The organism is Sphingomonas sp. LM7 (genome assembly GCF_002002925.1).
Lineage (GTDB): Bacteria > Pseudomonadota > Alphaproteobacteria > Sphingomonadales > Sphingomonadaceae > Sphingomonas.
The window spans coordinates 842,321-862,143 of record NZ_CP019511.1 but is presented as its reverse complement, the minus strand read 5'-3'; the positions used below and the strand labels follow the sequence as shown (position 1 = coordinate 862,143).

18 protein-coding genes are annotated in these 19,823 nt (G+C 65.3%); 6 read left to right on the top strand and 12 right to left on the bottom strand.

Going from position 1 to position 19,823, the window contains the following annotated elements; genetic code table 11:
* Position 1 precedes the first annotated feature (1 nt).
* A complete protein-coding gene (locus tag BXU08_RS03920; RefSeq protein ID WP_077508894.1) occupies positions 2 to 736 on the bottom strand; it encodes an N-formylglutamate amidohydrolase in 735 nt (244 codons plus the stop codon).
* Positions 733 to 1,461: an enoyl-CoA hydratase/isomerase family protein gene (locus tag BXU08_RS03915; RefSeq protein ID WP_077508893.1), complete on the bottom strand. Its 729-nt coding sequence runs from the start codon at positions 1,459 to 1,461 to the stop codon at positions 733 to 735. The genes BXU08_RS03920 and BXU08_RS03915 overlap by 4 nt, the downstream gene beginning before the upstream one ends.
* A 76-nt stretch (positions 1,462 to 1,537) precedes the next feature.
* Between BXU08_RS03915 and BXU08_RS03910 the strand changes: the two genes are divergently transcribed.
* The gene (locus BXU08_RS03910) at positions 1,538 to 2,254 is read left to right on the top strand and encodes an MOSC domain-containing protein (RefSeq protein ID WP_077508892.1); all 717 of its coding nucleotides are present in this window, start codon (positions 1,538 to 1,540) and stop codon (positions 2,252 to 2,254) included.
* 2 nt (positions 2,255 to 2,256) lie between these two features.
* Here the strand turns inward: BXU08_RS03910 and BXU08_RS03905 are convergent, their stop codons facing one another.
* The 8 genes from BXU08_RS03905 to dapA all read right to left on the bottom strand — a co-directional run bounded on the left by BXU08_RS03905 (position 2,257) and on the right by dapA (position 13,737).
* Positions 2,257 to 3,807 carry a PQQ-dependent sugar dehydrogenase gene (locus BXU08_RS03905; RefSeq protein ID WP_171982413.1) on the bottom strand — a complete coding sequence of 517 codons (1,551 nt, stop codon included), beginning with the start codon at positions 3,805 to 3,807 and terminating at the stop codon, positions 2,257 to 2,259.
* Positions 3,808 to 3,953: 146 nt separating this feature from the next.
* Positions 3,954 to 4,310, bottom strand: coding sequence for a response regulator (locus tag BXU08_RS03900; RefSeq protein ID WP_077508890.1), 357 nt, complete (start codon positions 4,308 to 4,310; stop codon positions 3,954 to 3,956).
* A gap of 39 nt (positions 4,311 to 4,349) precedes the next feature.
* Complete coding sequence (locus BXU08_RS03895; RefSeq protein WP_077508889.1) at positions 4,350 to 6,731, bottom strand: response regulator; 2,382 nt, start codon at positions 6,729 to 6,731, stop codon at positions 4,350 to 4,352.
* 162 nt (positions 6,732 to 6,893) lie between these two features.
* Positions 6,894 to 8,987 (bottom strand): M13 family metallopeptidase, encoded by a 2,094-nt coding sequence (locus BXU08_RS03890; RefSeq protein WP_077508888.1) that lies wholly within the window; start codon positions 8,985 to 8,987, stop codon positions 6,894 to 6,896.
* Positions 8,988 to 9,027: 40 nt separating this feature from the next.
* On the bottom strand, positions 9,028 to 9,603 hold the full coding sequence (locus tag BXU08_RS03885) for a DUF2062 domain-containing protein (RefSeq protein WP_253190500.1): 576 nt from the start codon (positions 9,601 to 9,603) through the stop codon (positions 9,028 to 9,030).
* Positions 9,596 to 10,078 carry an SsrA-binding protein SmpB gene (gene smpB, locus BXU08_RS03880; protein ID WP_077508886.1) on the bottom strand — a complete coding sequence of 161 codons (483 nt, stop codon included), beginning with the start codon at positions 10,076 to 10,078 and terminating at the stop codon, positions 9,596 to 9,598. The genes BXU08_RS03885 and smpB overlap by 8 nt, the downstream gene beginning before the upstream one ends.
* A 252-nt stretch (positions 10,079 to 10,330) precedes the next feature.
* Positions 10,331 to 12,643 (bottom strand): TonB-dependent receptor, encoded by a 2,313-nt coding sequence (locus BXU08_RS03875; RefSeq protein WP_150125405.1) that lies wholly within the window; start codon positions 12,641 to 12,643, stop codon positions 10,331 to 10,333.
* A gap of 212 nt (positions 12,644 to 12,855) precedes the next feature.
* Positions 12,856 to 13,737 (bottom strand): 4-hydroxy-tetrahydrodipicolinate synthase, encoded by an 882-nt coding sequence (gene dapA, locus BXU08_RS03870; RefSeq protein WP_077508884.1) that lies wholly within the window; start codon positions 13,735 to 13,737, stop codon positions 12,856 to 12,858.
* A 71-nt stretch (positions 13,738 to 13,808) separates the two neighbouring features.
* Here dapA and BXU08_RS03865 point away from each other — a divergent pair, with 71 nt between their 5' ends.
* The 4 genes from BXU08_RS03865 to BXU08_RS03850 all read left to right on the top strand — a co-directional run bounded on the left by BXU08_RS03865 (position 13,809) and on the right by BXU08_RS03850 (position 17,200).
* The gene (locus BXU08_RS03865) at positions 13,809 to 15,815 is read left to right on the top strand and encodes a lytic transglycosylase domain-containing protein (protein WP_077511980.1); all 2,007 of its coding nucleotides are present in this window, start codon (positions 13,809 to 13,811) and stop codon (positions 15,813 to 15,815) included.
* Positions 15,816 to 15,846: 31 nt separating this feature from the next.
* Positions 15,847 to 16,323: a transcription elongation factor GreB gene (gene greB / locus BXU08_RS03860; RefSeq protein WP_077508883.1), complete on the top strand. Its 477-nt coding sequence runs from the start codon at positions 15,847 to 15,849 to the stop codon at positions 16,321 to 16,323.
* 109 nt (positions 16,324 to 16,432) lie between these two features.
* Complete coding sequence (locus BXU08_RS03855) at positions 16,433 to 16,711, top strand: acylphosphatase (RefSeq protein ID WP_077508882.1); 279 nt, start codon at positions 16,433 to 16,435, stop codon at positions 16,709 to 16,711.
* A gap of 105 nt (positions 16,712 to 16,816) precedes the next feature.
* Complete coding sequence (locus BXU08_RS03850; protein ID WP_077508881.1) at positions 16,817 to 17,200, top strand: DoxX family protein; 384 nt, start codon at positions 16,817 to 16,819, stop codon at positions 17,198 to 17,200.
* Positions 17,201 to 17,243: 43 nt separating this feature from the next.
* On the opposite strand, the gene BXU08_RS03845 is transcribed toward BXU08_RS03850, so the two are convergent.
* On the bottom strand, positions 17,244 to 17,690 hold the full coding sequence (locus BXU08_RS03845; RefSeq protein ID WP_077508880.1) for a ribose-phosphate pyrophosphokinase: 447 nt from the start codon (positions 17,688 to 17,690) through the stop codon (positions 17,244 to 17,246).
* Between the two features lie 25 nt (positions 17,691 to 17,715).
* Positions 17,716 to 19,395 (bottom strand): energy-dependent translational throttle protein EttA, encoded by a 1,680-nt coding sequence (gene ettA / locus BXU08_RS03840; protein ID WP_077508879.1) that lies wholly within the window; start codon positions 19,393 to 19,395, stop codon positions 17,716 to 17,718.
* Positions 19,396 to 19,565: 170 nt separating this feature from the next.
* On the opposite strand from ettA, the gene BXU08_RS03835 reads away from it, so the two are divergent.
* Complete coding sequence (locus tag BXU08_RS03835) at positions 19,566 to 19,805, top strand: MbtH family NRPS accessory protein (protein WP_077508878.1); 240 nt, start codon at positions 19,566 to 19,568, stop codon at positions 19,803 to 19,805.
* The last annotated feature ends 18 nt before the right edge of the window (positions 19,806 to 19,823 follow it).

The window sequence follows — 19,823 nt, the reverse complement described above, 5'->3', positions numbered from 1 at the left end:
CCTATGTCGCGGAGGACGCATTTCGCGCAAGACTATTGCGCAAAGAATTTGCCAGCCCGGCTAAAGCCTGGCTCCATCGCTCGATGCCGGATGCATCCGCGAGCAGGTCGTTGCGGACTTCGATCGCGACCGAGGGGATGCCATTGGCCTCGGCATGGCGGTTGAGCGTGGCGTTGAGCAGGCGGCCCGAATAGGGCTCGTTATCGCCCGTGACGAAGCCCCTGCTCCGGAGGAACTCGATTGCGGCATGCGCGGCGCGGGCGTCGCGATTGTACAGGATGCCGACCTCCCACGGGCGCTGCGTGCCGCCATGGTCGAGGCAAGGCGTGAAGCTGTGGATCGAGAGAATGAGCCCCGGCCGTTGGGCACGAATGCGCCGGGCGAGCAGCCGGTGATAGGGGGCGTGGAAGCGGGCGATGCGCGCGGCACGGTCCACGGGATCGTTGCCAGGGATCAGATGGCCATCGCTGCGGCGCGGGATCAGGCCGATATGGTCGGGCTCGCGGTGGAGATCGATGACGAGACGCGAGACCGTGGCTAGGATCGCCGGCACATCGAGCCGTGCGGCGAGACTACGCGTGAGCGGGTCAGTGCCGATATCGACGGCGATATGGAGATCGAGCAGTTCGGGCGCAGTACCAAGGTCGATATCCGCCGGTACGGCATTTGAGGCGTGATCGCAGAGCAGCAGGATATCCTGCTGACTTCCCTCGATGATTTCTGCAGGCGCGCTCATCTGTATACCGGTCTGCGGCGTTCGCGGAACGACGCCAGCCCTTCGGCGAACTCGGTTTCGCCGAACGCATCGTCGAATGCCTGGTCCAGCCCTTCGCCGCCGAGGAGCGTGCGCTTGAGCAGGCGGACTGCCTGAGGTGCATTGCCGGCAATCGCCGCAGCCAAGGCCGCTGCGGTCTCGCCTGCATTCTTCGCCTGGAGTTCGACGAGGCCAATGCGCTTGGCTTCGTCTGGCATCAGCCGGTCGCCGGTGAACAGCATCAGCGATGCCATGCCCTTGCCTACCTGCGCCGCGAGCCGTGCGATATCCTGCTGCGGATAGCCCAGGCCGAGCCGCGCCGGGGTAGTGGCGAACTCGGCATGGGCGCCGGCGATGCGGATGTCGGCGGCGAGGATCAGCGCGACCGCGGCGCCGAAACAGCCGCCGTCGATCGCGGCGATCACCGGCATGGGAAGCGCGGCGATCGCCTCGATGGCGTCGCGCATTGCCGTGCGAAAGACGGAGCGGAGCGCCGGATCTGTAGCGAGAGTCTCGAATTCGCGAACGTCGGCACCGGCGGAGAAGATGCCGGGCACGTCCGACTTGAGGATCACGGCACGGGCATCGCCGATATCGCGTGCGGCAGCGGCGAGCGCCTGCCACGCGGCGATCGGCAGTGCGTTCTTCGCTTCGGGGCGGGCCAGCGCGATGGTCGCGACCGGGCCGTCGCGGGTGACGTGGATCATGGCAGCGCTCTGCCCGATCGGGCCGCCGCTGTCACGCCGGCTTGCAGGGCAGCGCGATGCCCGATAGCGCGCGCCGATGACCCGCATCGTCGGCCATGTCGCGGCGCTCAACCGCTTTCCCGTCAAGTCGATGGCGGGCGAACAGCTGGCGATCGCCGAAGTCGACTGGCAGGGCATCGAGGGCGACCGGCAATATGCCTTTGTCCGCAAGGCTAATGGCACGCGGGTTCCGTGGCTTACCGCACGGCAGGTGCCGGCGATGGTGCTGCACCGCGCCGGCTTTGCCGATCCCGGGGGCCCCAAGACGTCGGCGGTGATGGTCGAGACGCCGGATGGCGCCCTCGTGTCGCTCCACGATCCGCTGCTTCAGGGACATCTCGAGGCGGCCGCCGGCGAACCGGTGGGGCTGCTCCAGGTCGCGCGCGGCATCTATGATGCGATGCCCATCTCGATCCAGACGACCGGCGGGCACGCCCTAGTCGAAGCAACGCACGGTAGCGCGTTGGATGTGCGGCGGTTCCGCATCAACATCGTCATCGAGAGCGAACTCGAGGCGGCGGACTGGATCGGACGCCGGCTGGCATTCGGCAACGACGCCGACGGCGCGCTGGTCCAGTGCGCCGATCCTATCCCGCGCTGCGTGTTCGTGACGATCGATCCGGATACCGGCGCCAAGGACGCCAGCATCCTGCGCACCGTCGCGCAGCGCTTTGGCAATCGATACGGCATCTATGCCGGCCCGGCCCGGCCCGGCCTGATCCGGATCGGGGACGTCGCTCGCCTGATCGACTGATCTCAGCCGGGCTCGACGACGAAGATCTTTCCGTCCGGCTGGAGAATGTAGAGGTTCCGGTTGGCATCCTCGCCGAACGCAAAAGCCCATTCGGCAGGCGACAGCTCGGTGCGGAGGCTGATCTGCGGATAGACGTTGGGATCGACGACGTTCTGATCGAACAATGCCGCGTTGCGCGCTGCAAGGAGCTTCAGAGCGCGCGACCCATAGACCAGCATCCCCTGAAGCGGCTCGATCGGTCCGCGATAGACCGGCCCGGCAACCAGCGTGAGCTCGTTCGCCGGAGAGGGGCTGGTCAGGCCATAGCCGAGCCGGAAGATCGGGTAGAACAGACCTGCTCCCAGGGGCCCGGAACTCCCTAGGCGCTCTCGCCACGGCGAGAAGTCGCTACCGGCATCCTGCGGGCGGATCATGTTGATTTCGGGTTCGTAGAATGCGCTGACCGGGGCCCCCAGATCATCCACGTAGAGATTGTTGGTGAAGGTATCGAAGGCCGCGCGGCGCGGATGGCGGAACCCAGTCGCCCAGATCTCGGGCCTTCCCCCCGTCGTCGCGAAGGGATTGCCGGCGGGAATGGCGTAGTCGCGGAGCGGATCCGCAGGATAGGCGTCGCTGCGCACGTCGATGCGAAGCACCTTGCCGGCAAGGTTGGTCTTGTCCGTTCCGGGTTCGGGACCGTTGCCGGTAGTCACGTAGAGATTGCCGTCGGTGCCGAATCCCAGCCAGCCGCCAGTGAAATTATTGTCCGGCGTCGGCACAGACAGGATCACGTCGGCCGAGGCGGGATTGCCGATCTCGCGCGTGCCCGGCAGCGCGCGATAGCGGCGCACCTCGAGATTGTTCGCCGGCGTGACCAGCGCCACATAGACATATCCGTTGGCCACATAATCCGGATCGGCCGCGAAGCCGAGCAGCCCGGCTTCCAGGCTGGTCGTCACTTCGGCGCTCAGATCGAGGAAAGGCGTGGGCACCGCCGCACCCGTCGCCAGGGTGAGCAGCCGCACGGCGCCGGTCTTTTCGGTTACGAACACGCGTGTGGCATCGCCCGGCTTGACGACAAGGTTGTTCGGTTGCGTGAATGTCGCTGCCAACTGGCGCGCATGATAGGCGCCCGCAGTAGCATTGGTGACCGTGACCTGGAGCGCGAGTGACGTCGTGGCGACACCGTCCGATGCGACTAATGTAACCTGATAGACATTGTCACGATTGGCATCGCCCGGCGCTTCGAAATCCGGTGCCGCGCGGAAGGCCAGATGGCCGCTGGCGTCGATCCTGAACAGCGGTGAATCGGTGCCCCCGCCTATCGAATAGGTGATCGTGTTACCGTCAGCATCGGTCCCGGTCGCGGTGTAGAAGGTCGCAGTCGTATTCTCCGCTACCGTCCCGGTCGTCGCCGAATTGAACACCGGCGCATTGTTGGTTGCCGTGGGCGCCGGAGTCGGCGTGGGGGTGACCACGCCGCCGCCCGAGGAGTCACCGCCGCCGCATGCCGCGAGCATCAGCGACGTCGCGAGCGCAACGCTCGAAGACAAGTACCGGCAATTGGGCGACATGGCCTCTCTTTCGTCTGTTTGGCGAAAGATATGAACGCCCCGTCGACGACCGGCAAATTGTTTCGTTTGGCGCATCCCGTTCGCGAAACGTCGAAATCACACTTCAGGACGACGGGCTCGATATCTGCGGTGGGCCAGCTGCAGGGCTAGGATTCGAGTCCGTTCAACGCCTTCTCGACTGCGTCCATCGTGAAGGGCTTGGACAAGATCGGGCGGTCGCGCCACGGTTCGGCGATCGAATCCCCTGCCCCGCCGGTAGCGAGGATGAAGGGAATGCCGAGTTCCGCGAGCCTAGCGGCAATCGGCCAGCTCTGCTCGCCGGCGCGCAGGTTCACATCCAGGATCGCGGCATTGACGCCGCCCTGCTCGATCACCGCGAGCGCCCCGACGACATCATCGGCGGTGCCGGCGACCTCCCGGTCGAGGGCATCGAGAAAATCCTCAAGCATCATCGCGATCAAGGGTTCGTCCTCGACGATGAGGACACGGCGAAGGTTTGGCATGGTCGCTGCTTTGCAGGAAATCCCGCCGAGGCCAAGAGGTTATTTCGCAGCGAGAACGTCGCGGGTAGCTTCGGCAAGCTGTTGAACCGAAAAGGGTTTGGGCAGGAAGGCGACATTATCGATGTCGATCGAATTTCGCAGCTGCTCTTCGGCATAGCCGGACATGAACAGGATCGGCAGGTCCGGATAGCGCGCGCGGATCTGGCGCGCCATCGTCGGGCCGTCCATCAAGGGCATGACCACGTCGCTGATCAGCAGGTCAGGCTTGTCCATCGTCTCGAGCGTTTCGAGTGCGACTTCGCCATTCTCGGCGGTGACAACGGTGTAGCCTTGGCGAGTCAGCGCGCGCTCGGCGACGGCGCGGACCATGTCCTCGTCCTCCACGAGCAGGATCGTCCCCGAACCCCAGAGGTCGATCTGCTTGGGCTTGACCGGCGTCTTGGCGACCACGGCCTCGGGCGCGCTGTGCACCGGCAGATAGATGGTGAACTCGGCGCCGCCGCCGGGATTGTTGTCGGCGAAGATGAACCCGCCCGATTGCTTGATGATGCCGTAGACAGTCGAGAGGCCGAGCCCGGTCCCCTTCCCCACTTCCTTGGTGGTGAAGAACGGTTCCCAGATCTTGCCCAGGATATCGGGCGGAATTCCTGTGCCGGTATCGGTGATGCGCAGCGCGGTATAGTCGCCGACGGGAAGGACATCGTCGTCCATCTGGCGCACTTCGGCCGCGGCGACGCAGGCGGTCGCGATGGTCAGCGTGCCGCCGCCATTGGGGTTGGCGGTGAGCATTGCATCGCGGGCGTTGACCGCGAGGTTGACGACCACCTGCTCGAGCTGGCCCGGATCGGCGCGGACCGGTCCCAGATTGCGCCCATGCTTGACCTCGAGGCTCACCGTCTCGCCGAGCAGGCGCTTGAGCAGGTTCGAGACCTCGGAGATGACGTCAGGGAGTTGAAGCACCTGCGGGCGCAGCGTCTGCTGACGCGAAAAGGCGAGCAACTGGCGCGTCAGCGACGCGGCGCGGTTCGAGTTTGCGCGGATCTGCTGGATGTCGTCATAATCGCTGTCGCCAGGCGAATGACGCATCAGCATCAGGTCGCAATGGCCGATGATTGCGGTCAGGATGTTGTTGAAATCATGTGCGACGCCGCCGGCGAGCTGACCGACTGCCTGCATCTTGGTGGCCTGGGCGATCTGTCGCTTGAGCTTGCCCTCCTCGCCCGAATCCTTGAGGCTAATCAGCACCGCGGCGTCGCCCAGACCGCGCGCGCCAGCGATAGTGAGCGCGACCGGCTCCTCGGGCGCGTCGGTGAAGCGCACGGTCATCTCGGCAGATTGCGCGGCGCCCCCGGCGAAGCGGCGGACGGCATCGGCGAGCGCAGCCTTGTCCTCGCGCACGACGAGATCGATCGGATAGAGCGGCGGGGCGGCGGCGTTGATCCGCGCGGCGCGGACGAACGCATCGTTCATGCTCACGAACCGCCCGTCGCGATCGACCAGTGCCAGTCCCGAGGGCAGCATCGCGATCAGCGAGCGCACGTGCGCCGAGGCGCTCGCGCCGATCGCCGGCGACGGCAGGTTGAGATTCTCCTCGTCGAGTAGCGCGACGAGCATCGGCGCCTCCTCGCCATCGAGGAACGGGATCTGCAGGACGCGCAGCGGCGTACCATCGAGCCCCTCGCGCTCGAAATGGACGAGTCCGGCCGAGTCGGTGATCAGGAAGCGCGTAAAATCGCGCCCCTCGACGGGCGCGTCGGGCGATCCCATCGCGCGCATCTTGAACACCCGGTTGGCCGATCGTACGCGGCCCTCCGGGGTGACCATCACCGCCATGATCCCGGCACCGGCAAGGCGATCGCCGGTATGGCCGTGGATCAGCCCTTCGACCTTGGCGGCGAGATCGAGCGCCTGGACGCCGACGAAGCGCCATACCAGCGACTCGTCACCGACGCGCGCGACGCGTGCCGAAACCGGGGCGCCGAAGACCTGGATATTCTCTACCCGCGCCTCGCCGTCGCGCCATGCGGCACGGGCGGCGACGCCAAGATCGGCGATGGCAGTGTCGCTGACCGGCAGGCTGGGCGGAGTCGGCCAGCCGGCGAACAGGGTCTCGTAGCGGGCATTGGCACAGACCAGCCGGCCGGCGCGATCTGTGACGGCGAGCGCATGATCGGAAGCCGCGGCGAGTGCCTGGGCGACGGACCAATCGGTCTCGGTTTCGACGGTCTCCTCGCTATGGAGCAATCGCCGAGCGCCGAGCAGTACGCCCGCGGCAAGCACGCCCGCCGCGACGAAGCCCACCGCCACTGCACGATCGTTGAGCGCGAGCAGGATCAGTGCCCCCGCGATCAACCCGGCAGTCGTCGCCGCGAGCAGCGGCATCAGCCGGCGCGTCGGGGCGGGATTGGGCAAGGTCGCCATTGGCTAGCGATGTTCGCTGACGCGTGGCGGGTCAAGCCTGTTCCCTCTCGCATTGGCATGAGCGGAAGCTGGCAAAGGGTGAGGATCGACAGCTGCCCTCACCCTTCCCACGCGCTTCGCGCGCGGCCCCTTCCCGCTCCCGAGGGGAGCGGGAAAAGACAATCACCAGATGCGGACGCGCTGCTCGGGAGTCAGGAACAGCTTGTTGGCCGGCGCCGGGGCGAAGGCCGAGTACCAGGGATCGAGATTGCGCACGACCCAGGTGCGCTGCTGCGACGGTGAATGCGGGTCCGTCAGCAGGCGCTGGCGCAGATTGGCCTCACGATAATTGCGCCGCCAGACCTGCGCCCAGCCGAGATAGAAGCGCTGGTCGCCCGACATGCCGTCGAGCACGGGCGCGCCCTGCCCGCCCAGCGAATGCTTATAGGCATCATATGCGACGGTGAGCCCGGCGAGATCGGCGACATTCTCGCCGAGCGTCAGCGCGCCCTTCACCTTCAGCCCGGGCAGCGGCTCATATTGGTCATATTGCGCCACCAGCGCGTCGGTGCGCGTCTTGAACGCGGCGACATCGGCGGGAGTCCACCAGTCGGTCAGCCGCCCCTCGGCATTATATTTGGCGCCCTGGTCATCGAAATGGTGGCTGAGCTCATGGCCGATCACTGCGCCGATGCCACCGTAGTTGACCGCGGGATCGGCATTGGGATCGAAGAAGGGCGGTTGCAGAATCGCGGCCGGGAAGACGATCTCGACCATGCCGAAATTGGCATAGGCATTCACTTCCATCGGAGTCATGCCCCATTCCCAGCGGCGGATCGGGCTGCCGAGCTTCGATATCTCGTCGTCATGCGCCCAGTTGTTGGCGCGGACATTGTTGCCGAAGGCGTCGCCCGCAGTGATCTGCAGGTTCGCATAATCGTGCCAGCGATCGGGATAGCCGATCTTGGGGGTGAAGGCGGCAAGCTTGGCATGCGCCTTGACCTTGGTCTCGGGCGCCATCCAGTCGAGCTGGTCGATGCGGCGATCCATCGCCGCGATGACATTCTTGACCAGTTCGTCGGCAGCAGCCTTGGTCGCGGGCGGGAAATACTTCGCGACATAGGCCTGGCTGACTTCGTCCGAAACCGCGCCGGTGGTGAACTCGACGGCGCGCTTCCAGCGGACCTGCTGCTCGGGCGTGCCCGACAGCGTGGTGCCGAAGAATGCGAACTGCTCCTTGTCGAACGACGAAGGCAGCACATCGGCGAAACCATCGAGGCTGCGGACGAGCAGCTGGTCCTTGAGGACTTCGAGCGGGGTGCCGCGGACCTGGCGGGCGATGCCGGTGACCGCGCTGGGCTGGGCGACGATCACGCTGTCGACATTGGCGCCGATACCGGTGAAGAAGCCCTTGAAGTCGAAGCCCGGCGCCTTCCGCGCCAACTCGGCCACGGTCATCTTGTTGTAGGTCTTGTTGGCGTCGCGGCTCTCGACTCGCGTCCAGTGCGCCTGCGCGATGCGCGTCTCGAACGCGACGATCGCCTTGGCGCGGGCGGCAGCATTGGGCTCGCCGGCGAGCGTCAGGACGTTGGCGAGGTGCTTCTCATAGGCAGCCTTGGCTTCGGCCAGCTTGGCGTCCTTCGACAGATAATAGTCGCGATCGGGCATTCCGAGGCCGCCCTGGCCGAGGCTGAGGGCGTAGACTTCGGGGTTCTTGTCGTCCTGGCCGACATAGCTGCCGAACAGATGGCGGACGCCGTTGCGGTCGGCCTGGGCATAGAGCGCGGCAAGGCCCGACTTGGCTTTCACGCCCTTGATCTGGTTGAGCCAGGGCTGGATCGGGGCGAGCCCCTTGGCGTCAACGGCCGCGGTGTCGAGATAGGTAGCGTAGGCGATGCCGATCTTCGAATTGGGATCGGCTTTCGCCGCTTCGAGGATTTCCTGGGTGCGCTGCTTCGACAGATCGTCGATCACATTGAACGCGCCGAAGTTCGCCTTGTCGGCCGGGATCGGCGTGGTGCGCGCCCAAGTGCCGTTGGCGAAGCCGTAGAAATCGTCACCCGGAGCAATCGACTTGTCCATGCCGGCCTCGTCGAAGCCGTAATTACCCAGCTGCGGGCGCAGCGCGATGGCAGGGGCGACGGGGCCGACCGCCGCCTGCGAGACAGTGGCGGTCTGCGCCGAGACGGCTTCGGGCGGCGGGGTATCGCCGCGGGTGCAGCCGGCGAGCAGCGCAGGGGCTGCGAGGAAGGTGGTGGCGAGGAGCGGAAGACGCATGGAGGGCCCTTCGAAAAGAGAAAGGCGCCGTCTTAAGCGCCTATAACGCCACGTCAATCTGCCGTTCTGCACGCTCGGTTGAGCGCTTGCGCCACTTTCGCGTGATCCACATCCGCCAGCCGAGCGCCGCGACGAAATAGCCCAGGATTCCGCCGATCACGGCGCAGATTGCCATGCCGACCGCCGTGGGAAGCCCGACATCCGCGGCGAACCATTGCAGCCAGCCGGTGTCTGCAACGGCAGTCCTCGCCTCCGCCGGGCTGGTGCCGCTGAGGTGCAGCACCCAGCCGCCGACCTTGTAGTACAGGATGAACAGGAACGGCGTGGTGAGCGGATTGGTGAAGAAAGTCGTCAGCGCCGCCGCCGGGACGTTGGCACGTAGCGGCAGCGCGAGCACGGCCGACGCCGGGATCTGTCCCATCGGGATCAGGATGCCGGTGAACATGCCGAGCGCCACGCCGCGCGGCACCGAACGCCGCGTCATCCGCCACAGCGAGGAGTGCAGGATGCGGTGCGCGATCGGGCGCAGCCAGCGGTTCGATTCGAAGCTCTCGCGGGTCGGCAGGTTACGGTCGACCCAGGCAGTGAAACGGGCGCCCAGCCCGCGATCAGCCACGGTCGCGGAGGATGCGGCCTTGCTCCCGCTTCCAATCCCGTTCCTTGATCGACTCGCGCTTGTCATGCGTCTTCTTGCCCTTCGCGAGCGCCAGCTCGACCTTTGCGCGCCCTCTTCCATTAAAATAGATGGAAAGCGGGACGAGCGTCATGCCTTCGCGCGCGACGGCACCGTGAAGCTTGTTTATTTCACGCTCATGAAGGAGCAATTTACGCGGCCGCTTGGGCTCGTGATTATAGCGGTTGCCGTGGCTGAATTCGGGGATGTTGGCATTGACCAGCCACACCCCGTTTTCCTTCACCTCGGCATAGGCCTCGGCGATCGAGCCTTCGCCGAAGCGCAGCGACTTCACTTCGGTGCCGGTGAGAGCAAGCCCCGCCTCGTAGACCGTCTCGATGAAATACTCGTACCGCGCGCGCCGGTTCTCGGCGACGGTCTTCACTTTGTCGAAGGTAGCGGGACGGGGACGGGCCATGGGAGGTGGGCATGTAGGGGCGCGGCGGGCGGAAGGGAAGCCGTGGATCGGGCGCGCGAAAGATAAAGGCCTGGCGCGCAAGGCCGGACCAATTCCCTACCTGCAAGGGAGGGGTTAGGGGTGGTTGGCGGCGGCGAGGCTCGATGCCTCGTCCGCCGCCTTGTTACCCGGCATTCGAAGAGTCGTTGGGCGCGCAGACGCGCCCCCTTACCTCCAACCCCTCCCTGCAGGCAGGGAGGGAGCTTAGAGAGGTCAGCGCATGCGGGTGCTGAACGAGACGCCGATAATGCGCGGGTCGTTGAACACTGCGGCCATATAGTTCTCGATCACGCCCTTGAGGTTCTTCTGGTTGGTGATGTTGCGGGCGAACGCCGCAATTTCCCACTCGCCACCATTGCCTTCATAGCCGATCTTCAGACCGCCTTCGAAATTGCCGTTCGAAGTGAACTCCTTGGTATCGTACAGCACGAAGCTGGTGAAGCCCTGGAGGTTCCAGTCGGTCGAGACGAAGAACTTGCCTTCGTCCGCAACGGGAATGTCGTAGCGCGCGGCGACGTTGAGGTTGTACTCGGGCGCATTGGGCAGGCGATTGCCATCGATCCGGGCGAAGGTGCCGCGGCCGGGGATCACCACGGTGGGATCGTTGACGGTGCAAACGACGATACCGCCGAGTACACAGACCTGCGCCAGGGCAGCCTGATCGTCGATCTCGGTGTGGAGCCAGCTGCCGCCGAGCGAGAGCGCGAAATTCTCGACAGGGTGCAGGTCGAGCTCGGCCTCGACGCCATATGCCTTGGCCTTGTCGGCGTTGAGCAGCACGCCGTTGCCGTTCACGTCATTGGCGTTCAGCTGGATGTCGTCGACGGTGTAGTAGAACCCGCTCAGCCCGAAACGGACGCGATTGTCGAGCAAGGTGCCCTTCACGCCAGCCTCCCACGACAGGATCGTCTCCGAATCCGCAGTGGTGAAGTCCGAGTTGAACACTGCCGAGCGGCCCTGGATCGTCGGGCCGCGGAAGCCGCTGGCGACGCGGGCATAGACGCTGACATCGTCGCTGAGCTTGTAGAGCGCGCTTACGTCCCAGCTCTCCTTGGTGTCCTCGAGCTCGACGAAGCGGCGGCCGGTATAGGTCACTGCGCCGGTGCCGGTGTCGGCGGTCTTGAGCAGGCGGGTCGACTTGCTGTCGTTGGTGATGCGCGCACCGCCGGTGAGCGTCAGGTTCGGGACGATTTCATAGCTCAGCTGCCCGAACGCCGCCCACGACGTGTTGACGTTGTGCAGCCGCACCCAGTTATTGGGGTTGTTGCTGTTGGCGTTGGCGGGATCGAACGGCGCAGTGAGGAAGACGCGGCGCTGGTAGAAATCGGTGATGTCGCGCGAGTCGAAATAATAGCCGCCGAACTGCCAATTGAACCGGCCGGTGCCCGGGCTGGCGAGGCGCAGCTCCTGGCTAAACTGGTCGAGATCGCGGACATTGCCCTGCGACTGGCCATAGAAGGGCGCACCGGCGAACAGCGGCGCAGCGCCGCCATCGGTGTCGCCGCGGCTGAAGCCCTTGGTGGTTTCCCATGCCGAGATCGAAGTCAGCACCGCGCCGCCCAGATCGTAGCTGGCGCGCAGCGACGTCCCGTAGGTGTCATAGGCCTGCGGATTGTCCATCGCCTCGTCATACGAAACGCGATCACGCGGCTCGTTCTCAACGCTGTTCGAGCCCTTCACCAGTGCGCCGCGGTGGAAGAGGGTCGAGGTGCCCTTGTACCAGCGGCCATGGCCGGAAAGGTCGAATGTCAGCCGGTCGGTGGGGGTGAAGCGGAGCTGCAGGCGTAGGTTGCGATCGTCGAAGCCGCCCATCGCGTTGAAGCTGCCGCGGGTGCCGTCGAAGCTCGGGCCGGTATAGGTGTTGTCGACCCAGTCGTCGCGGTGCTGGTAGAGGCCGGAAACGCGGAACGACAGGACGTCGTCGACGATCGGGCCGCCGAAGCCGGCATCGATGTTGGAGCTGCCATATTCGCCGACCGACATCGCGGCGCGGCCCTGGAAGGTGTCGCTCGGGCGGATCGTGTCGAACTTGACGATGCCGGCGGTGGTGTTGCGGCCAAACAGCGAGCCCTGCGGGCCGCGCAGCACTTCAACGCGGTCGAGATCATAGACCGGGTTCGACTTGAGCACGACATGCTCGAGCACGACGTCGTCCTGGATGATCGACACGGGCTGCGAGGCGCCGAGATAGAAGTCGATATTGCCGAGGCCGCGGATGTAATAGCGCGGGAAGATGCGGCCCGTGGTGGTCTCGGCATAGAGGCCGGGGACGCGGCCAGCGAGCGCGAGCGTATCGTCGCCTGCGGCCTGGAAATCGCGCAGCGAGTCGCCCTGGAGCACCGCGACCGACACCGGCACGTCGACCAGCCGCTCCTCGCGGCGCTGCGCGGTGACGACGATGTCGCCGGCTTCGGCCTGGGTGTCGCTGGCGACGTCGGTGTCTTGCGCGAAAGCGGCGCCGGCATAGAGAAGCGCGACGACGGCCGCCCCCGAACGAAGGGCGCGGCGGGCAAATACGGTTTTCATCAATTCCCCAATCTTGTTCTTGATTTCGTCGACGCACGCAGCCGTCGCCAGGCGCTCAGGGCGCATGACGGGCTGGCGTTCGCGAAAAGGGCTGTGTTCCCTGAGCGGGCGGCTAGGCCCCGATTGTGATCGGATTGTGACAAAACATTGCTGTTGACGCACAGCAAGATGCAGAATTTGCAAGCAATGTTACGTGACAGAAAAGCCCGCGATCAGATCAGCCCGGCATGCGCCAATGCGGCGTCGACCGCGGTGCGGCTCGCCTCGGAGGCTTCGGTCATCGGCAGGCGCAGTTCGCCGGGGAAACCCGGGCGAACCTTGCCGAGAGCATACTTCACCGGGCCAGGCGAGGCATCGGTAAACATCGCGAGGTGGAGCGGATAGAGCAGGTCGTGGAGCTCGAGCGCGCGAGCATTGTCACCGGCGGCCCAGGCGGCCTGGAACTCGGCGCACAGCCGCGGCGCGACATTGGCGCTGACCGAGATGCAACCGGTGCCGCCCATCGCGTTGAACGCGAGCGCTGTCTCGTCATTGCCCGAAAGCTGGATGAAATCGGCGCCGCAGCCGGCGCGCTGCTCGGAGACCCGCCCAAGTTGCCCGGTGGCGTCCTTGACGCCGAGGAAGCGGTCCGGAAACGCCTTGGCGATCCGCGCCATCGTCGCGGAATGGATGTCGGTCACGGTGCGGCCGGGGACGTTATAGAGGACGATCGGCAGATCGGTCGCGTTCGCGACTGCCTCGAAGTGGCGGAAGATGCCTTCCTGGCTGGGGCGGTTGTAATAAGGCGGCACCATCAGCACCGCGTCCGCGCCCGAAGCCTTGGCGGCGTGGACGTTGCCGATCGCTACCTGGGTGTCGTTCGACCCGGCACCGGCGAGCACGGGCACCCTGCCCTTCGCCTGATCGGCGCACACCCGCACGACTTCGAAATGCTCGTCCTTGGTCAGCGTCGCCGCCTCGCCGGTGGTGCCGCAAGGAACCAGCGCCGCCGAGCCTTCGGCAATCTGCCATTCAACAAGGTCGCGATACGCTTGCTCTGCAAAGCTGCCGTTAAGGAACGGCGTTACCAGCGCAGGGATCGACCCGGAGAACATGGCGTGAAAATCTTCCTCAATTCCCGAGAACGGGACTGGCAGATAGTCGGCGAGTCCGTATGATGTCCAGCATGCTCGGTTCGGTTATCAAGAGCGCTGTATTGCTCGCTGGCGTGTCGGGGGTCGCGGTTTCGACGCAACTCACGCAGGATCAACTTCGGTCGGTGACGGGGGCGCTGCAGAATGCGGTCTCGCCGGTCCAGCCGGCTTATGCGCAAGGAGATCCGGTCTCCTACGCGCTGACCGAGTGGAAGCGGCTGCAACAGTCCGACAACTGGCCGTTTTCCGACTATGCCAATTTCATGCTCGCGCATCCCGGCTGGCCCGGCGAGACGAGCCGGCGCGCGGCGGCGGAGACCTCGCTCGACAGCGGCAGCTTCGCGCCCGGGCTGGTGGTGCGCTTCTTCGAGCGCTTCGCACCGCTGACCCCCGCCGGGCATCTCCGCTACGCCGAGGCGCTGGCCGCGTCGGGCAGGCGCGGCGATGCCGACGAGCAGGCGCGGAAAGCGTGGCGCGCGGGCACGCTGCGCACCTCCGACGAGAGCAAGCTGCTGGGTAGTTTCCTGTCGGCACTGTCCCCAGCGGATCACGACGCGCGCGTGGACATGCTGCTGTGGAAGGGTTCTACCAGCGTCGCGCAACGCCAGCTGGCATTCGTCTCGCCGAGCAAGCGCCCGATTTTCGAGGCGCGGATCGCCTTTCGCACCAAGGCCATCGACGCCGCGCTCAAGGGCGCGAACGTAATGGACATCGGCCGCAGCGATCCGGGCTATATCGCCGATCGCGCGCGGTGGCTGCGCGACACCGGCCAGAGCCCCGCGATGCGGTCGTATCTCGCGCAACGGCCACGGCTGACCTCTTATCCCGGCGACGGCGAGGCATGGTACGAAGTGCTGCTGATGGCGGCGCGCGGTGCCTCGGCCGACGGGCAGCACAGCCTCGCGTACCAGATCGCCAGCCAGGTCGACGATGCCTTCCCGCCGAGCACGGTCATCGCCGAACTGCCGCTGGGCGAGCGCGACGATTATACCAGCCTGACCTGGCTCGCCGGCACGACGGCCTATTACAACCTCGCCCGTCCGCGCGACGCGACGGGGATGTTCGAACGCTATTCGAAGGGTTCGAAGACCCCGACCACGCAGTCCAAAGGCCTGTATTGGGCCGGACGCGCCGCCGAAGCGTCGGGCGACCAGGCCGCGGCGCAAGCCTATCTGACGCGGGCGGCGGGCTTCTCCGACCTGTATTACGGTCAGCTTGCCGCCGAACGCACCGGGCTTTCGCTGAAGGCGCCGCCGCCGCTGGACACGCGCAGAGCCGATCCGGTGGCACGCGATGCGTTTTACCGGCGCGAGACGGTGCGCGCGGTGCAACTGCTCGGCACGATGGGCGACCGCGTTTCGCAAGGATTGTTCATCCGCCAGATCGCGCGCGACGCGACCACGGACAACGATCACGTCCTCGCCGCCGAGCTCAGCCGGACGATCGGCCGGCCCGATCTGGGCGTCATGGTCGGGCGCAGCGCGCTCGAAAACGGGTTGTCCGACTATACTGCGGCCGGCTTCCCCTCGGTAAAGGTGCCCGAGGGGCAGCGCGATTACTGGACGATGATACATGCGATCGCGCGGCAGGAGAGCCAGTTCGACCGCGCCGCGGTGAGTCATGCCGGTGCGCGCGGGCTGATGCAGTTGATGCCGGGCACCGCCGCGGAGACCGCGGGCAAGCTGGGGCTGAGCTACAACCGGGAATCGCTGACCACCGACACCGACTATAATATTCAGCTGGGCTCGAGCTATTTCCAGCGCGTATTCAACATCTACGGCAGCTATCCGCTCGCGGTGGCGGCGTACAATGCCGGGCCGGGCAATGTGAACAAGTGGATCCGCGCAAATGGCGATCCGCGGCTGCCGGGCGGCGACATGCTCAAATGGATCGAGCAGATCCCGATTTTCGAGACCAAGAATTATGTCCAGCGCGTGCTGGAGAATGCGGTGGTCTACGATCTGATGAATCCGCAATTCGCGCGCTCGCGCGGGCCGGCGAACATGAGCTGGTATCTGGGGAAGAACCGGCCGGGGTGACGACAGTGCGGAGGGGCGGTACTCCAGCACAATGGACCGCCCCAACTACATCACCCCCGCGGGCTATTCCGCCCTCAAGGCCGAATATGACGCGCTGTTCGGCGGCGAACGGCCCAAGCTGGTCGAGACGATCGCCTGGGCAGCGGGCAATGGCGACCGTTCGGAGAACGGCGATTACATCTACGGCCGCAAACGGCTGCGCGAGATCGACCGGCGGCTGGGCTGGCTCTCCAAGCGGATGAAGGCTGCCAAGGTGGTCGATCCATCGGCCCAAGAAGATCGCAGCCGGGTGTTCTTCGGCGCGACCGTGACGATCGCCGACGAGGACGACAATCACCGCGTGCTAACGCTGGTCGGCGATGACGAGACCGATGCCGGCAAGGGACTGATCGGCTGGAACGCCCCGCTTTCGCGCGCGCTGCGCGGTGCGGCGATCGGCGACCTTCGCCGCGTCACCTTGCCCGGTGGCGAACGTGAATATGAAGTAATTGCCGTAACCTACCCCTGAATCGTGCCCCGGATACGGCGAATCGAATCGCTGTGCCGCTCGCCTTTAGACGCGCCGTGCTAGACAGGCGACGGGGGCCCGCGTTCGGGTCCGGGTAAGCGTGGGGATTATGGTCACACAGCGCATATTGGTTTCCGGCCGCGTCCAAGGCGTCGGCTTTCGCGACTGGGTGGTGCGCACGGCACAGCGCAGCGGCCTGACCGGCTGGGTGCGCAACGTGAAGGACGGCCGGGTCGAGATACTCGTCTCAGGCGAAGACGAGACCGTCGCGAAGCTGGTCGAGGGATGCCATGAAGGCTCGCCGCTCGCGCGGGTCGAGCATGTCGAGGCATTCTCCGCTGAGGGCGAAAAACAGGCCAAGGGCTTCACCAAACGCTTCACCGCCTGATGCGGGAAACACAGGGTTTCGCGACCACCAGTTGATTCCCCGGCCGGGGCATGAAAGGTTCCACCTTCGAAACGGCGCGATCACGCGCGTGAACAGGAGGAACGCATGCCCATTCCCGCAAGCTGGTCCGGTCCGTTGCTCAGCGTGCTCCGCATCGTCGCGGGTCTCGCCTTCCTGCACCACGGCACGTCGAAATTCTTCAGTTTGCCGCCGTTTCCGATGCCGCTGACGCCGCTGCTCCAGGCCGCTGGCGCGATCGAACTGATCGGCGGTGCGCTGCTGGTGATCGGACTGTTCACGCGACCGGTGGCGTTCATCGCCTCGGGCATGTCCGCGGTCGGTTATTTCATGGTGCACGCCCCGAACGGCTTCTACCCCTCGGTCAATGGCGGTGAGGCGATCCTGCTCTATGCCTTCATCTTCCTTTATCTGGCCGCGGCAGGCGCAGGGCCGTGGAGCGTGGATGCGGCGCGGACACGAACGGCCTGACCTGGGGCAGGAGGCGCGCATTGCGCGCGTCTCCCGCTGTGCACTAGTCCCGCCACTCCTTGGCCTGCCAATGATCGAACGCCTGCGCCTGCAATCGCGCAACCAGCGCAGCAGCTTCCGGCCCGCTCCATTCGCCGGTGTAGCCATGGGCATCGCGCGCACCCACCCACCAGCCCTGTCCCGGAAGCCGATCGGTCTCGCGGACGACCAGAACTGCCAGTTCCGGCTCTTCCACAATCGCCGCAGCCGCATCTATTGCGTCGAGCGTCTTGCATACCGCGCGCATCTTGGGACGGGTGAAGCGGTGGCCCAGCCCGCTTAACAGCTCGGAGTAGCTGACGGCGCGCCGTTCGCGCGCAGCCGCAATCAGCAGGGCGCGCACCCGGACACTATCGGCGAGTGATCCGGCGCCTTCCGCATCAGACGCCAGCCCTTCGGCGACGAGCCAGCGGCCCAGCGTGTTGCCGAAGCCGGGTGCCTTGCGAGCCATCAGAACGCAGGCACCCGGATCGGCATCAGCGCGTCAGCTTCTTGTACGACAGCGCGGTCGGACGGTCGGCGGCGTCGCCGAGGCGGCGGCGCTTGTCTTCCTCATAGGATTCGAAGTTTCCTTCGAACCATTCGACATGGCTGTTGCCTTCGAAGGCGAGGATGTGGGTGGCAAGGCGATCGAGGAAGAAGCGATCGTGGCTGATCACCACCGCGCAACCTGCGAAATTCTCGATAGCTTCTTCCAGCGCGCCCAGCGTCTCGACGTCGAGATCGTTGGTCGGTTCGTCGAGCAGCAGGACGTTACCGCCGCGCTTGAGCATCTTGGCGATGTTGACGCGGTTGCGTTCACCGCCCGAGAGCTTGCCGACATTCTTCTGCTGGTCGGCGCCCTTGAAATTGAACGCGCCGACATAGGCGCGGGTCGAGGCGTCGTGGCCGTTGACCTTCATGTAATCCAGCCCGTCGGAGATTTCCTCCCAGACGTTCTTCTTCGGATCGAGGTGATCGCGGCTCTGGTCGACATAGCCGAGGCGGACGGTCGAGCCCATCTCGATCGTCCCGCTGTCCGGAGTTTCCTGACCGGTGATCATCTTGAACAGCGTCGACTTGCCGGCGCCGTTGGGGCCGATCACGCCGACGATGCCGCCCGCGGGCAGCGTGAACGACAGGTTCTCGAAGAGGAGCTTGTCGCCGTACGCCTTGGAGATGTTCTCGACTTCGATGACCTTGCCGCCAAGGCGCTCGGGCACCTGAATGACGATCTGGGCGCCGCTCGGCTTGCGATTCTTCTGCGTTTCAACCAGCTGCTCGAACTTGGCGATACGCGCCTTGGACTTGGTCTGGCGCGCCTTGGCGCCTTGGCGAATCCATTCCAGCTCGTTCTTGATGGCGGTCTGGCGGCTCGATTCCTCGCGCTCCTCCTGCTCGAGGCGCTTCGACTTCTTCTCGAGATAGGTCGAGTAATTGCCCTCGTACGGGAAATATTTGCCGCGATCGATTTCGAGGATCCAGCCGACGACGTTATCGAGGAAATAGCGATCGTGGGTGATCATCAGCACCGCGCCGGCATATTCCTTGAGGTGATTCTCGAGCCACTGGACGCTCTCGGCGTCGAGGTGGTTGGTCGGTTCGTCGAGCAGCAGGATCGACGGCTTCTGGATCAGCAGCCGGGTGAGCGCGATGCGGCGCTTCTCACCGCCCGAGAGGTTCTCGACCGGCCAGTCCGACGGCGGACAGCGCAGCGCTTCCATCGCGACTTCGAGCTGGTTGTCGAGCGTCCAGCCGTCGACCGCGTCGATCTTGGCCTGGAGATCGCCCATCTCCTCCATCAGCGCGTCGAAATCGGTGTCGTCCTTGGGATCGCCCATCTCGGCCGAGATCGCGTTGAAGCGGTCGACGAGGTCGGCGGTGGCGCGGGCGCCTTCCTTGACGTTCTCGAGAACATTCTTGGTCGGGTCGAGCTGGGGCTCCTGCTCGAGATAGCCGACGGTGATGTACTCGCCGGGCCATGCCTCGCCCGTGAAATCCTTGTCGACGCCCGCCATGATCTTCATCAGCGTCGATTTGCCGGCGCCGTTGGGCCCGACGATGCCGATCTTGGCGCCCTGATAGAATTGCAGGTTGATGTTCGACAGCACCGGCTTGGGGGCGCCGGGGAAGGTCTTGGTCATGTCCTTCATGACGAAGGCGTATTGGGCGGCCACGATAGGGTCTCCGATGGGTATCTGAAGTGCAGGAAAGTTGGGCGCGCATGTAGCGATCAGCCGCCCGCTTGGCAACGCGGCGGCTGGTCAGCGACCGAAACGCCTGGTCGGATCGACAAGATGGCCGGCGCCCGGCACGATGCTATCCAACCGTAGCGAAGGAGCATGCCATGTCCCGGGACGAGCCAGAGGATACCACCATCTACCTCGCGGTGGTGAACTCCGAAGAACAATATTCGATTTGGCCCGAGGAACGCGAGTTGCCGGTCGGCTGGAGCGCCGCCGGCAAGTCGGGCAGCAAGGCCGAGGTGCTCGCGTGGATCCAGGAAGTATGGACCGACATGCGGCCGCTCAGCCTGCGCAAGAAGATGGAAGAAGCCGAGGCGCTGAGACGCTCCCAAAGCGACTAGACGCATTGGCAAACGATA